The sequence below is a fragment of the Maribacter sp. R77961 genome (genome assembly GCF_044594925.1).
Classification (GTDB): Bacteria; Bacteroidota; Bacteroidia; order Flavobacteriales; family Flavobacteriaceae; genus Maribacter.
This window is the reverse complement of the sequence record NZ_CP138991.1, coordinates 1,695,758-1,709,270: the sequence shown is the minus strand read 5'-3', so window position 1 is coordinate 1,709,270 and position 13,513 is coordinate 1,695,758. Positions and strand designations below refer to the sequence as shown.

The following is a 13,513-nucleotide window of genomic DNA, read 5'->3' as shown; positions in this document are numbered from 1 at the left end:
TGGGATTTCAGTTAAAAGACTTAAGCAATATTGCCGTGCTTTTAATGCTCTGGGTGTTGAAGATATTATTGCTTAAGCCGTAGGGTATAGCTAATCTTGATATATATACGCATATAACAAATCCAAGTGGTGAGTATACATGTATTGTAAAATTCCCCTACCTTTTTTGTCGGCTATTTATCTGGCTAGATTTTCAGAACCGTTGGCTTTATAGCACCTATTACTTTATCTGCATTGGCCTTCTTTGCTTATTTTCCATATTTTGATTTGAATCCAAAATTGGCAAGTATCATGGTAAAGGCAGTCATCACAGCCATTCATGTGAAAAACCTGAAGCTTAACTCTAAATGGATTTTACTTTAAACTCTTTTTATTTAGAAGTTATAGTTTAAAATAAAATCTACATGAAATAAGTCTACTTTATTAAAAATGAAACTTGGGTTATTGGGAAAATCCCCATTGGCTATTTTTGAGGTGATAAGAAGTTCAGGTTTAAATTGTTTCCAATTTTTAAAGTTGAAAAAGAAATCAAAATTGATATGCGTATAATCCGGCATTGCATATTTATTCAGCTCTGCGTTCGTTACATCAGGCTTCCAATGCCTACCTAAGCTAAAAATAGAGTTGATTGTAAACTCGTCTTTTAGGATAGGGAAATTAGTTCGGTAATTAAAGACCAATGCATGGTTATCCGCCGTGCCCTCGCTACGTTCACGTTTTTGAAAACTGAAAAGGTCCTCACGGCCCCAGGCTCTAGGTGAAAGAAACTGACCATTTGGTAAAATATAGTTGTAGGATAAAGAAGTTGCTGAAGTCTTTCCTTTATAATTTAATCGTAAGCCTACGATATCACTTGAATTCTGATTAAAGTAACGTTGGGCTGCCAACTCATTACCACCAGTATCCACCTTATTCTGATGCAGCCATTCCATTTCCAACCCTATCTTTTGGTTTAAGGCAAGCTTTGGTTTTACATAAAAGGAATTTGAAATATTAGCTACAAATTGATTCCATACACCAAGCTCTAGTTTTTCCGTAAGCTTTAGATTTGCATTAAAAAGCACTATAAAATCAGATTTGGTATTCCCGAAATATTGACCACTTTCACCAAATATATTTCTACCGACGGGATATGTACCGATGCTCTCCCCAATACCGAAAAATTCGCTCGTGGTTCTAGGTGCGATTCCGTTTAAGAATCCTATTTGAAATAGGTTGGATTTTTTTGTTTTTACTTTATACCATAGTCCTTGAACCAATGTGGGAATCATTCGCCCGTCTTGCGGATTTATCAAAGGAGAATTTATTTTCATTCGCCCTATCGTTAATTCATGTGCCGAAAATTTAAATTTTAGATATAACTCTCCCAATAAAAAAATAGCGTCGTTCTCTAAATCAAGCCGGTCAAAAAGCCCTTCTTCATAGCGACTAAGCCTACCCGTTGTGGCATCTGGTATGGTAAGGTCTTGAATACCAAAATTAGTACTGTTATAAAGTGCAGCACCAAATTCAAATTTTTTGTTAGGCCTATATTGATATTTAAGCTTGCCACCTGAAGCCAAGGCACTAAAATCTTTAAGACTACCATTATTGAAAGTATTCATATAATAAGTCCTCCATTGCCCCGATAATTTACTGGCACTTTTTTCAACCTTACTTGTTGCTTGGGAGGTAGCCAAAAAAGGCAATAGGAAAATCAAAAAGAAAAAACTTCGCATTCCGCTTATTTGGTTTTGGTGATGTTATATTGTTTCTGGTAATACTTTATTATCGGCGGAAACGGCCCGTATTTATGTTGTTCCTCCGAAAAGTCATCGGCCCACGGGCCGTATGGCGAAGAAACAGGTTTCAATTTTTTATCAGGATAATCTTTTTCAGTTCCATTTTTTATGGGGCGTTCAAAACTATTGATATAGCCAGCTACATGATAGGCCTCTTCATCCGTTAATTTAGGATTATCCCAAGTGGCTTGTCCAAAAGGCATATTACTTTTAATGAACTGAGCAGCGGTAAGCACCCGATGCATTCCCGCACCGTTATTGTAACTGTCGTTCCCCCATAGTGGAGGATATTGGTAACCTTTTGCCGCATCTGCAAAACGTATCCCTTGGCCATCTTCCCTATGACATAGCACGCACTCCTTTTTATAAACGGCTTTCCCCTTTTTCAAATCTACCGCCATGCTAGGCACTTTTATTCTCGGATACCCTTTGAACTCTTTTGTTCGTTCTTCAGGCAATCCTTCTCCCAGCCAAGTCATATAGGCAACTATAGCTTTCATTTCTTTGGATTCAACAGCAAGTTTTTTACCGTTCATGCTTCGCTGCAAACAACCATTGATTCGGTCTTCTAAAGAGCCTTCTTTATTGGCTCGTCCCCCGAACTGTGGAAAACGATTTACCACACCAACCCATGAGGCCGCCCCTGCCTGCGAGCCTGATTTTAAGTGGCAGTTGGTACATGCTAAATTATTGCCAGCAAGTCGCATAGATGAGTCAATGGCCATTGGTCCCATATTTTTCGGTGTCTCCGAAACCAAAAAGTAGCCTCGCTTCACTTTTGGCGGCATGGAAGCTAATTCAGAAAGTACATTTTTAGGCTGCCAAACTTGACTTTGACTTATTTCGCTAATCGGAATCAACTCAGGTTCGAAAGCTTGCTTTTCTATAAGAAGACCAAAGAAAAGCACAAGTACCAAAGCAAACATGGCACCGAACATGATAAGAAGTCTACGAACAAGAATTTGCAGCTCCTCCATAATTATATCATCTCGATTTCTAATTTCATATACGTAAATGAAAGTATAATATTCAAATGTAACCTTTACCAAAAACCCTTAAAGTAACCTAAGTTACAGATTTAAGGTATTATATGATTTTAAAGAAATACCTGTTCAATGATTTTGATAAGTACAAGTAGTAGCTTAACTTTTCTCAAAATTTGAAAACTATATAAATAGGTGAAATATGAACAGATTAATTACAATACTTTTCTTAGTAATGGCAACAAATAGTCTAAGTGCACAAGAATGGATTACACCCGTAATTGATGGGTACGGAAAAATTAAAAATTTTGAAAATGTAGAGGTTTTAGCCGACCCTACATTGGAATATAATTTAGTTTTTGACATCACGGCCGAACGGGAAATGGAGGGTGTGAATATGGGTTTATGGAAAATTGCACGAATGATTAATATGCTTGGTGCTGCAGACATTGCGAAAGACAAAATACACATTATCGCCGCTATTCACGGAGGTGCTACGTTCGCGAGTTTAGGAGAATCAAAGTACAAGGAAAAATATGACAAGCCAAACCCCAATGCAGCCCTGCTGAAAGCACTAAATGACTATGGTGTTGAAATTCTAGTCTGCGCGCAAGCAACTGCAGCAAGGGATATTGTCGCCAAGGACTTAAACCCTGACACAAAGTTAGGGCTATCGGCTATGATGGTTATCGCCAATTATCAACTAAAAGGTTATGCATTAATGCCGTAGACAACTTTTAAAAATGAAAGATTTTTGGAACGAACGCTATGAAAAGGATGAGTTTGCTTATGGCATATTACCCAATGAGTTTTTCAAAAAAACTTTAGATGAACTATCTGCAGGTTCTCTCTTATTACCAGCAGAGGGAGAAGGTAGAAATGCGGTTTATGCGGCCTCTAAAGGCTGGAATGTAACCGCTTTTGACTATAGCGAGAGCGCTAGAAATAAAGCGATTCGCTTGTCAAAAGAAAACAAGGTTTCCATAGATTATACCGTGGTTAGCGTACTGGAGTTTAAAAGCAATGAGCAATTTGACGTTATTGGATTGTGTTATGCACATTTTCCAGAAGAAATACGCAAACAGGCTCATCAAAATCTAATACAGTTTCTGAAACCTAATGGCATCGTGATTTTTGAAGCTTTTTCTAAATCACAATTGGGAAAACCATCTGGTGGACCAAAAGATGAGGCCATGCTTTTTTCCATCGAAGAAATAAAAAAAGAATTTCCATCTCTCGAATTCAAGATATTAAAAGAAGAGAACATTGAATTAAAAGAGGGGATTTTTCATAGAGGAGACGCCGCAGTTATACGATTTGTTGGAGGCATAAAGGAAACTAACCTGACAGCTTAATTTCTTCAAAAAGTTAAAGTACGTTAATTTTTGACCTATGTAACTCGTGTTACAAACATCATCCTCTCTATAGTTTAATTTTATCAAAGAATTTAAAATGATAATTTAAAACTATACTATGAATAACGAAAACGTATCGCCAGAACAGATTATTTCAATGCCGAGAATAGGTGACACAGCTCCAGATTTTAAGGCTGTAACGACTAAGGGAAACATTAAAATGTCCGATTTTGCAAAAGACAAGTGGATTGTAATGTTTTCTCATCCAGCAGATTTTACACCAGTATGCACTACTGAAATGAGCGGGTTTGCAACAAGAAAAAAGGAGTTCGATGCCCTAAACACAGAGCTATTAGGTTTAAGTATCGATAGTATTCATGCACACCTAGGTTGGGTACAGAACGTAAGAGAAAATACCGGAGTTTATTTTGACTTTCCTATCATCGCGGATATAGATATGAAAGTGTCTAAACTTTATGGAATGCTACAACCAAACGAAAGTGAGACCGCTGCAGTTAGAGCAGTATTCTTTATCGACCCATCTAAGAAAATACGTTTGATAATGTATTATCCACTAAATGTAGGTCGTAATATGGATGAAATTCTACGGGCGCTAGATGCATTACAAGTATCTGATGAACATAAGGTAGCAATGCCATTAGATTGGAAACGAGGAGATAAAGCAATTTGTCCTCCACCAAAATCACTTGATACCTTGAACGAAAGGCTAGCGGATGATTCGGTAGAAAAAGTTACCTGGTATTTGGCTAAAAAGGATATTTGAAACAGAACAGGGGCTGTAGGTTAAACTATTGGCCCTTTTTAAGCATTAAAATGAATTATGAAAAATACGAACAACATAGGTTTAGATGATAAGGCATCACAAACCACCGCTTTAGAATTAAACGATTTACTTTCAAACTACCAATTATTCTATATGAATCTAAGAGGATTTCATTGGAATATAAAAGGTAAAAAATTCTTTGAATTACATCTAAAATTTGAGGAACTCTACAATAATGCTTTGATTAAGGTAGACGAAATCGTAGAGCGTGTACTAACCTTAAGTGCAACACCACTTCATTCTTTTAAGAAGTATCTAGAGGCTTCAGATATTAAGCCAGCGGAAAATATAACAGATGGTGAAGTCGCTATTGATAGTGTTCTAGAAGCTTTAAAGACCTTGTTGAGCAAGGAAAGGACCATTTTGTCCATCGCTTCAGATGCAAATGATGAGGGTACAGTTGCCTTGATGAGTGATTACATTGTTCAACAAGAAAAACTTGTGTGGATGCTTTCGGCATATCGAAACTAAAACACAATCACGTATTATTTTTAAAAATTGAAAAGCCCTTTTGTGATTATCAAAAGGGCTTTTCAATTCTAGAAAGATTCCTTAAAATGCGTACTGAATAAATGCAGAAAAATTTCTTCCAGGATCATTAATAGGGACTCTGGTAAAATCTGTTTGATTGACAAAAGAGAAATTCAAGTGATTGTTATAGGTCTCATCAAACACATTAAGCACCGCTAGACCAATGTTCAAATCCTTAATCGGTTCAAAGCCAAAGCGTGCATCCAATACTTCATAACCAGCTGTTTCTTGTTCTCTAAAACTTATTGCAATTTCATCCTGTCTTGAAGTAATCGTATAGTTTAAACTAGCCCAAAGTCTCTCTTTTTTAAAACCTAAACCGAATCGTGTTGTAAGCGGTGGTGTTAGTGGCAAAGATTCATTAAGGTCTTTATTTTTAGCATATACATAGGATAAAGCGGTGGAGAAATTAAAATACGTTGCAAAATCTATCTCAGCCTCTGCTTCAAAACCAGTTTTATAAGCCTCATCAATGTTGATAAAACGCTTAACCTCCTGTGGTTGTGCGCTAGGCATAAACTTTCTATTTAGCGTGGGATCTACTACAGCAACAATATAGTTTTTATAGATTGCATAATACCCGGAAATACCGTAGCGCAAAACGTCTATTCCTTTTTCAAAACGCTTGTGTCCCTTAAGACCTATTTCAAACTGGTTGTTTACCTCTGCATCAAGATTGGGATTACCCACATATTCAAAAGGATCCTGGCCTACAGAAAAATGATTGATGTAACGTTCTATCATATTTCCAGAGCGCACACCACGACCATACGCAACCTCTAATATGGCATTATCTGAAACCTTTTGTTTTATGGAAGCCGTCGCAGATACATTGTGCTCTTCTCGCTGTCCTAGATTGTCATATAATTCTTGAAAATCAGCTTCTGGATCTTGAATGTCCGAAACCACTAAGTCATAACGGAAACCAGCGGTAAGCATAGTTCTATCTGTAATAGCGTATTTATTCTCTGCAAATAGGCCAAAATCATTTACATAAGAATCTTGCCAAATCTTATCTTGAAAAACAATTGGTTCTGGTAAAAAGTTCCCCATCATATTTCGTTTTACCACTCTGGTCCTTCCACCATCTCGTGCAATAAGCATTGCGTCTAATCCACCATAAAGAATCCACTTTTCAGTAGGTTTCATCTTTAATTCTATTTTTCCACCAGCGGTAGTTGCATCTATGGTAGACAAGGCTTCGGTCATCATAAACGACGGTCTCCTGGTATTGGCCATTATGTGGTCTACATAAGTATAGTAGGCCTTTGCATTTACTTCTTTTACAAATCCACTCAAACCTAAAAGCTTATAATCCAAAGATAAAATAGAGCTATTGTCTTCCTCGGTATCCATAGGTAATCCGGCGTGTAATACGTCTCTCCCAAAAGACTGTCTCCAATGCGCTTGAAGCCTTTGGTTATCTCCAAAATTATAGCCTAGGCGCAAACCGTAGTCCAGACTTCTAAATGAAGATGGAATCTCAGTGCCATCCCCGTCTTCATAGTTGCCAAAATCACGATAACCTACATTCGCAGTAATGTCATACGTATTGGTAATCTGATGTAATTTCAGAGAAGAAACCAATGAATTACCGTTGGTTTCGTATCCGCTACTTACATTCCCATGAAATCCATTGCCTAGCTTTTCCGGTCCCTGTGTCACCAGGTTTACTATACCACCAAACGTTGCGCCATATCGCACCGTATACGGACCTTTAATTACTTCGATACGCTCAATATCTTCAGGTACAACATGTGTCGTAATCGGATCCATTCTATTTGGACAAGCATGCATTGCCTTTGTACCGCCATCAAATTGAATGTTTAATTGCTCGTATTGAGAGCCTCTAAAAGATGGGTCTATGGCATAATTACCCCGTTTTATTAACGAGAAGCCGTTAAAATTATTAAATAGATCCGCCACGTTTTTCGGCTGGACGACTTTTTTAATCAAGTCGTTTTTTATAGCGGTGAGTACAGAATCTGTATTACTTTCCCCAGTTACTATTACAGTATTGAGTTCTATCAATTTCGATTCTAAAGTATCCTGTTTTGTTGTTGTTTCCTGTGCCAATAAGGACACAGGGATAATTGCGCATAAAAGCGCTATTCTTGTAATTTTCATTTAGTTATTTTTCAAATTGAACCACAGTAATCTCGAGAAAACTATTGCTTAGTAATCTCGTTTAGCTTTAGCATGTATTGACTAAGCCTGTGGAGGATGAAAAATGGAATGAAAATAACCCTTAGTATACGTGGCTAAATAATGAAAAGAAATACCATTAGAGACTACTCTAGCGATTTGGTTATCTTCCCTTATTTCGGGTTGAAAAAAAACCAACTGCTCCCATTCAAGAACAGGAATTTTTTGCTCGTCTTGCGATGAATCACTAGCAATCATTTTACTTAAATAGCATTTGCCGTTGCACTCCAATTGAGGTTTGTCTTTGTTCTCACATAGTTGATCAATAAAACTTTCCACATCCAACGTATACCAGCCATAAACAAGAGATTCTCTGATGCTATTGCTCAACAATATAATGGATAATATGACCACCTTGAATAATTTCACTTGGCTAAAATAAAATTGACTTTAGAATTGAAAGCTGATAAATATCATTTTATTAAAAGGCATAATTTTCTGGCGATGCGTAAAAACAACTTATCAGTTTCGATAAAATTAATAACTGAATACTCAAAAATATAGTAGAAATATTGTATGGAAAGCAACTAAGGTTACACAATGAAATAAGATCGTTAGTTACTGCTTTATGTAACCTTGGTTACTTATTTCAACAGGCTATTTAATTAAATTTGTAACTATAAATTTTAGCCTTATGGATACAGAAATTCTCGCCCGAATCCAGTTTGCCTTCACAATCGCCTTTCATTATATCTATCCGCCTTTAAGTATCGGTATCGGTTTGATTATGGTAATGATGGAAGGCCTATACTTGAAGACTGGAAATAAGCAATATGAGGTCTTAACGCGTTTTTGGTTAAAAATATTCGCAATAACCTTTGGGATAGGTGTTGCAACGGGAATTATCATGGAGTTTGAATTCGGTACCAATTGGGCCGTGTATTCAAGATACGTAGGCGATATTTTTGGAAGTGCCTTGGCCGCAGAAGGTTTGTTCGCATTTGGTCTTGAGAGTGCTTTTTTAGGGGTATTGCTTTTCGGATGGAACCGCGTATCACCTAAGGTTCATTTCATCTCGACCGTTGGAGTATTTTTAGGGTCGATGTTTTCAGCCGTTTGGATTGTTGTTGCCAACAGTTGGCAACAAACGCCAGCTGGTTATCATATTGTTGGAGAGGGTTTTAACGCAAGAGCAGAAGTGACCGATTTTTGGGCAATGGTTTTCAATCCTTCAAGCGTCGATAGAATTATTCACGTGTGGCAGGGGGCGTTTTTGGCAGGGGCTTTTTTAGTGTTAAGTGTACATGCATACTACCTGCTAAAGGGAAGATATATCGAGATTTCAAAAAAAGCTTTTAAAATAGCGCTAGGCGTGGCTACCATAATATCTTTAACGCAATTGATTTCAGGTCATAGTTCTGCGGAGGGCGTTACAGTAAACCAACCAGCGAAATTAGCAGCTATGGAAGGTCATTATGACAAATCAGCACCAGCAGATTTATATTTATTCGGTTGGGTAAATGATGAAACCCAAGAGGTGACAGGTGTTAAATTACCAGGTGGTTTATCTTTTATGGTGCATCAAGATTTTGAAGCACCTATTACCGGGTTGAATGCATTTCCCAAAGAAGACAGACCAGGACAAGTAAATGCCGTGTTTCAATTTTATCATATCATGATTTCCATTGGGATGTTTCTCATAGCCCTGACCTTATATGCCAGTTATCTATGGTGGCGAGGTAAACTGTTCGATAAAAAATGGCTCCTTAAGATTTTTGCTTTCTCGGTGCTTTTACCACAAATAGCAAATCAAGTAGGTTGGTTCGCCGCCGAAATGGGTAGACAACCTTGGATAGTGTATGGTCATTTAAGAACTAACGAAGGCTTTTCGCAAGAGGTGTCGTCCAATCAAATTCTATTTTCATTGATACTGTTTTTAGTCGTTTACACCATTTTGTTTCTCTTGTTTATTTATTCCGTAAACAAGAAGATTAAACATGGCCCTTATGAGGAAGCTAAAAATCCAGATGAATTTTTAAAACCCATTTAATCGTATGACTATGGAAACTTTTTTAGGATTAGATTACCCAACGATATGGTATTTAGTTGTCGGTTTGTTATTCTCCGGTTACGCTATTTTAGAAGGTTTTGACTACGGTGCCGGGGCATGGCATTTGTTTTTCCGAAAAGATTTAAGCAGACGTATAGCCATTAATGCCATAGGACCATTATGGGATGCGAATCAAGTATGGTTAGTTATTGGGGGAGGAGCATTGTTCGCTGGCTTTCCTGTGATGTATGCTACCATGCTCTCTGCAATGTACGTGCCTTTTATGTTATTCTTAATGCTCTTGGTATTGCGTTCTTCGGCTATAAAATTTAGAAGTTCAGAAGAAATGCTCTGGTGGCGAAAAACTTGGGATATAATTTATTTTACATCCAATGTGCTTATAGCATTTTTACTAGGAGTTGTTTTAGGAAATATATTACAGGGTTTTGAACTGGGTGAAAATTACAGTCATAAAGGCGGTGTATTCTTCAACTTTTTATCACCTTACGCTATTATGTTAGGCCTTACGACTGTAGCGCTATTTATGACACAAGGTGCTATTTTTTTACTGCTAAAAACCGAAGGTCGTTTGCATGCTAGATTAACTTTTTTACTAAAAAAAGGTATGATATTTTTCATCATCAGCTTTGCTGTCACATCGTTGTATACCTTAACATTCTTGCCCGGTGTCACCGATAAGTTTAAAGAAAATCCAGTACTATTTATATTTCCCGTACTGGCGTTCTTGGCGGTCGCAAATGTGCCAAGGTTGGTGTCAAAGAAAAAGTATGCGCATGCATTGGTATTTTCTTCCTTAACAATGTCTTTTTTATTAATGCTAGTGGCAGTACAGTTATATCCTGTACTATTACCATCCACAATAGACCCCAAATATAGTGTCACTATTTACAATGCGGCTTCTTCGCAAAAGTCGTTAGGTAATATGCTAATTATCGTTGTTATAGGTGCGCCTCTTTTGGCAGGATATTTCTTATTCCTGTATAAAACATTCCATGGTAAAGTGAAATTAGACGACACAAGTTATTAATACCCTAATCGTCTTTTTTCTTAATTAATTTATAGGCTAGCCAAATAAACCCAACTAAAAAGTGAAGGATTATTACACCGGCAACGATATAAATTGTTGTGTTTGAACTACCGTTCATTTGGACTTTATTTTAACAAATTTCTACAAAGCTATAAGTTCAAAGCAATAGGAAGTATGACATTTATCAACTTGAGTATTAATTTTTTTAGGCAAAGGGTTTGCAGTGTAACAAAGGTTACTGAAGGTATCTTTTAAATCAACTTTCTTCGCAGTAATAAAAAGTACTATGAACTGGATATATGAACCTTGGCCTTGGTATGTTTCAGGCCCAATGATTGCTTTTATAATGTTTTTACTACTGATGGTAGGTAAGAATTTTGGTATGTCGGCCAACCTAAGAACAATGTGTACCATTTGTGGTGCAGGAAACTCTTCAGACTTTTTCAAGTTTGATTGGAAAGCTCAAAAATGGAATTTAATTGTTGTTTTAGGAGCTATAATCGGAGGTTTCATCGGTTCCCATTTTCTTTCAACGGATTCTGCAGTTGCCATTAATCCTGATACTATTACAGATTTACAAAACTTAGGGTTCAATAGTGCAGGAAAAGCGTACCTACCAAACGAATTGTTCGATTTAGAAGCGCTTACTGATATTAAAAGTCTAGCAATTTTAGCTATTGGTGGTTTGCTTGTTGGTTTTGGAGCGCGGTACGCAGGTGGTTGCACTTCTGGTCATGCCATTTCTGGATTAAGTGATTTACAATTACCCTCCCTAATAGCTGTCATCGGATTTTTTATCGGTGGGCTAACAATGATTCATTTTATATTCCCTTTAATTTTTTAAGCAAATGAGAATAGTATCATATCTTTTAATCGGAATTGTTTTTGGAATTACAATGTTCAAGTCAGAAGCGGCTTCATGGTTTCGCATTTACGAAATGTTCAAGTTTGAATCATTTCATATGTACGGCATTATAGGTTCAGCTCTTGTTATCGGTGTTATCATGGTACAGTCCATAAAACGATTTAATATTAAATCTTTCCATGGAGAAACCATTCATTTCAATCCCAAAGCAAAAAGCTTTAGTCGCTATATGTTCGGCGGTATCATCTTTGGACTAGGATGGGGTTTAGCTGGCGCTTGTCCCGGACCAATGTTTACGTTGGTCGGTGCGGGATACGTTCCAATTTTGGTGGTTATTCTCTTTTCAATTTTGGGAACCTTTCTTTATGGATTGCTTAAAGATAAGTTGCCTCATTGAGATTATTTTTTTGAAGCCGTTGGCATCTTTGTGGTCATAGCTTTTAGACAATATTGAGACAAAACTCAAATAAACACTGCTAGAATTTCATTTCTAAAGGTAATTTAAAGAATTGTCTATACTAATGTTACCGTTTATAAAAAATGTTGTCGATTTGTGAACATTTAGAACCAATTCAAACCTATTTATATGGTTTCCCTAAAAAAATAAAACCTTGCAAATCATAAGATTAGCAAGGTTTTGGTCTCGGATGGTTTCCGATTAAGTGACCTGGCTGGGGCTCGAACCCAGGACCCTCTCCTTAAAAGGGAGATGCTCTACCAACTGAGCTACCAGGTCAAAATTTCAAATCATTCGTCTGCTGAATGCGGGTGCAAATATAAGTTGATATCTTTACTTACCAAACGCTTTTTAAGATAAATTTCTTTTTTTTTGATATCACTTTAAATTAGTTCAATTTTACGGAAAATAAGGGCATGAAAATCGTTTTAGTTGGTTACATGGGGAGTGGGAAAACTACTATTGGAAAGCTTTTGGCTAAGCTATTGAAAATTAATTTCTTAGACTTGGATGATGTTATTGAAAATGGCGAGGGTAAGCCAATCCCTGACATATTTAAGGATAAGGGAGAAATATTCTTCAGAAAAAAGGAAAACGAATATTTGAACCAAATATTGAATACAGAAGACGCTTTTGTTTTGTCTACCGGCGGGGGCACACCTTGTTATGGCACTAATATGACAGCTATTTTACAGGCTACAGAAAACGTATTTTATGTTAGAGTTTCTATTCCCGAATTGGTTCGTAGACTGTCTTCTGAAAAAGATAGCAGGCCTATGATTAGTAATTTCACGGAGGAGGAACTACCAGAATTTATTGGTAAACATCTTTTTGAAAGAAGTTTTTACTACAATATGGCTAAAAATAAAATTTCGGCAGATGGTAAGATTCCTGAAAAAATAGCTCAAGAAATAAAAAGCCTTTTAGTTTAAAAAAACTCTATTGTTTTTAGTTTCGAAAGTTACGTTAACATGCTCTTGAAGCGATGTAGATAAGGATATTCCCTTGTAATCTGCTTTAACAGGATACTTCTTATGATTTCTATTCACTAGCACAGCTGTTTTTAACTGTTTTAAAGGGGTTTTTAAAAAATGATGAACACCATAGATGAGGGTAGTACCGGAGTTAAGTACATCATCTACTAGTACAACGGACTTATTGGTGTATTCCTCCTCTTTTAAAGAAGTATCTACACCACTTTTTAAAGGATTGTTTTTATTCATAATTACTTTGCATAGGGTTATTTCTACTCCTGTTATTTTACGTAATATGCGTATTAGTTTCTTTGCAAAATCTATTCCCCCTCCTTCTATTCCTGCAATCACGATTTCTTTTTCAGAAACGTTTGCTTCATATATTTGATAAGCAATCCGCTCTATTTTGTACTGTATTTGTTGGTGGGAAAGAATGTTTTGCTCCATTAATTTGGCTTTAAAGGTTAAAGATAAGTATGT

The 13,513-nt window shown here is 36.7% G+C and carries 14 protein-coding genes and 1 tRNA gene; 9 read left to right on the top strand and 6 right to left on the bottom strand.

The genetic code is table 11. The annotated features are described in order from the left end of the window. Positions 1–374: 374 nt before the first annotated feature. Complete coding sequence (locus tag SJY09_RS07400; protein ID WP_396638314.1) at positions 375–1,718, bottom strand: OprD family outer membrane porin; 1,344 nt, start codon at positions 1,716–1,718, stop codon at positions 375–377. 5 nt (positions 1,719–1,723) lie between these two features. Next, positions 1,724–2,758 carry a c-type cytochrome gene (locus SJY09_RS07395; protein WP_396638313.1) on the bottom strand — a complete coding sequence of 345 codons (1,035 nt, stop codon included), beginning with the start codon at positions 2,756–2,758 and terminating at the stop codon, positions 1,724–1,726. Between the two features lie 208 nt (positions 2,759–2,966). On the opposite strand from SJY09_RS07395, the gene SJY09_RS07390 reads away from it, so the two are divergent. The 4 genes from SJY09_RS07390 (at position 2,967) to SJY09_RS07375 (ending at position 5,434) form a co-directional block, all read left to right on the top strand. Further along, positions 2,967–3,494 carry a DsrE family protein gene (locus tag SJY09_RS07390; RefSeq protein WP_396638312.1) on the top strand — a complete coding sequence of 176 codons (528 nt, stop codon included), beginning with the start codon at positions 2,967–2,969 and terminating at the stop codon, positions 3,492–3,494. Between the two features lie 13 nt (positions 3,495–3,507). Beyond that, on the top strand, positions 3,508–4,119 hold the full coding sequence (locus tag SJY09_RS07385; RefSeq protein ID WP_396638311.1) for a class I SAM-dependent methyltransferase: 612 nt from the start codon (positions 3,508–3,510) through the stop codon (positions 4,117–4,119). 118 nt (positions 4,120–4,237) lie between these two features. Beyond that, positions 4,238–4,903, top strand: a complete 666-nt coding sequence (locus SJY09_RS07380; protein WP_396638310.1) for a peroxiredoxin — start codon at positions 4,238–4,240, stop codon at positions 4,901–4,903. A 57-nt stretch (positions 4,904–4,960) separates the two neighbouring features. After that, positions 4,961–5,434: a Dps family protein gene (locus SJY09_RS07375; RefSeq protein WP_396638309.1), complete on the top strand. Its 474-nt coding sequence runs from the start codon at positions 4,961–4,963 to the stop codon at positions 5,432–5,434. 81 nt (positions 5,435–5,515) lie between these two features. Here the strand turns inward: SJY09_RS07375 and SJY09_RS07370 are convergent, their stop codons facing one another. Continuing rightward, on the bottom strand, positions 5,516–7,621 hold the full coding sequence (locus tag SJY09_RS07370; RefSeq protein WP_396638308.1) for a TonB-dependent receptor plug domain-containing protein: 2,106 nt from the start codon (positions 7,619–7,621) through the stop codon (positions 5,516–5,518). An 81-nt stretch (positions 7,622–7,702) separates the two neighbouring features. Continuing rightward, a complete protein-coding gene (locus SJY09_RS07365; RefSeq protein ID WP_396638307.1) occupies positions 7,703–8,068 on the bottom strand; it encodes a hypothetical protein in 366 nt (121 codons plus the stop codon). A gap of 265 nt (positions 8,069–8,333) precedes the next feature. On the opposite strand from SJY09_RS07365, the gene SJY09_RS07360 reads away from it, so the two are divergent. The 4 genes from SJY09_RS07360 (at position 8,334) to SJY09_RS07345 (ending at position 11,999) form a co-directional block, all read left to right on the top strand. Continuing rightward, on the top strand, positions 8,334–9,689 hold the full coding sequence (locus SJY09_RS07360; RefSeq protein ID WP_396638306.1) for a cytochrome ubiquinol oxidase subunit I: 1,356 nt from the start codon (positions 8,334–8,336) through the stop codon (positions 9,687–9,689). A gap of 10 nt (positions 9,690–9,699) precedes the next feature. Further along, positions 9,700–10,737 (top strand): cytochrome d ubiquinol oxidase subunit II, encoded by a 1,038-nt coding sequence (gene cydB, locus SJY09_RS07355; protein WP_396638305.1) that lies wholly within the window; start codon positions 9,700–9,702, stop codon positions 10,735–10,737. A 286-nt stretch (positions 10,738–11,023) separates the two neighbouring features. Continuing rightward, the gene (locus SJY09_RS07350; protein WP_396638304.1) at positions 11,024–11,581 is read left to right on the top strand and encodes a YeeE/YedE family protein; all 558 of its coding nucleotides are present in this window, start codon (positions 11,024–11,026) and stop codon (positions 11,579–11,581) included. A gap of 4 nt (positions 11,582–11,585) precedes the next feature. Next, complete coding sequence (locus SJY09_RS07345; RefSeq protein WP_396638303.1) at positions 11,586–11,999, top strand: DUF6691 family protein; 414 nt, start codon at positions 11,586–11,588, stop codon at positions 11,997–11,999. A gap of 266 nt (positions 12,000–12,265) precedes the next feature. On the opposite strand, the gene SJY09_RS07340 is transcribed toward SJY09_RS07345, so the two are convergent. Further along, positions 12,266–12,338: transfer RNA gene (locus SJY09_RS07340), tRNA-Lys, on the bottom strand. A gap of 137 nt (positions 12,339–12,475) precedes the next feature. On the opposite strand from SJY09_RS07340, the gene SJY09_RS07335 reads away from it, so the two are divergent. Further along, positions 12,476–12,991 carry a shikimate kinase gene (locus tag SJY09_RS07335; RefSeq protein ID WP_396638302.1) on the top strand — a complete coding sequence of 172 codons (516 nt, stop codon included), beginning with the start codon at positions 12,476–12,478 and terminating at the stop codon, positions 12,989–12,991. On the opposite strand, the gene SJY09_RS07330 is transcribed toward SJY09_RS07335, so the two are convergent. Further along, entirely contained in the window at positions 12,983–13,480 is a 498-nt protein-coding gene (locus SJY09_RS07330) for a phosphoribosyltransferase domain-containing protein (protein ID WP_396638301.1), read from the bottom strand. The genes SJY09_RS07335 and SJY09_RS07330 overlap by 9 nt on opposite strands. Positions 13,481–13,513 lie beyond the last annotated feature (33 nt).

Bases quoted from the DNA above. Each gene is read 5' to 3' on its own strand.
- SJY09_RS07330 (WP_396638301.1), bottom strand. From the start codon at position 13,480: ATGGAGCAAAACATTCTTTCCCACCAACAAATACAGTACAAAATAGAG.
- SJY09_RS07370 (WP_396638308.1), bottom strand. From the start codon at position 7,621: ATGAAAATTACAAGAATAGCGCTTTTATGCGCAATTATCCCTGTGTCC.
- SJY09_RS07380 (WP_396638310.1), top strand. From the start codon at position 4,238: ATGAATAACGAAAACGTATCGCCAGAACAGATTATTTCAATGCCGAGA.
- SJY09_RS07360 (WP_396638306.1), top strand. From the start codon at position 8,334: ATGGATACAGAAATTCTCGCCCGAATCCAGTTTGCCTTCACAATCGCC.
- SJY09_RS07375 (WP_396638309.1), top strand. From the start codon at position 4,961: ATGAAAAATACGAACAACATAGGTTTAGATGATAAGGCATCACAAACC.
- SJY09_RS07345 (WP_396638303.1), top strand. From the start codon at position 11,586: ATGAGAATAGTATCATATCTTTTAATCGGAATTGTTTTTGGAATTACA.
- SJY09_RS07350 (WP_396638304.1), top strand. From the start codon at position 11,024: ATGAACTGGATATATGAACCTTGGCCTTGGTATGTTTCAGGCCCAATG.
- SJY09_RS07395 (WP_396638313.1), bottom strand. From the start codon at position 2,758: ATGGAGGAGCTGCAAATTCTTGTTCGTAGACTTCTTATCATGTTCGGT.
- SJY09_RS07385 (WP_396638311.1), top strand. From the start codon at position 3,508: ATGAAAGATTTTTGGAACGAACGCTATGAAAAGGATGAGTTTGCTTAT.
- SJY09_RS07400 (WP_396638314.1), bottom strand. From the start codon at position 1,718: ATGCGAAGTTTTTTCTTTTTGATTTTCCTATTGCCTTTTTTGGCTACC.
- SJY09_RS07390 (WP_396638312.1), top strand. From the start codon at position 2,967: ATGAACAGATTAATTACAATACTTTTCTTAGTAATGGCAACAAATAGT.
- SJY09_RS07335 (WP_396638302.1), top strand. From the start codon at position 12,476: ATGAAAATCGTTTTAGTTGGTTACATGGGGAGTGGGAAAACTACTATT.
- cydB (WP_396638305.1), top strand. From the start codon at position 9,700: ATGGAAACTTTTTTAGGATTAGATTACCCAACGATATGGTATTTAGTT.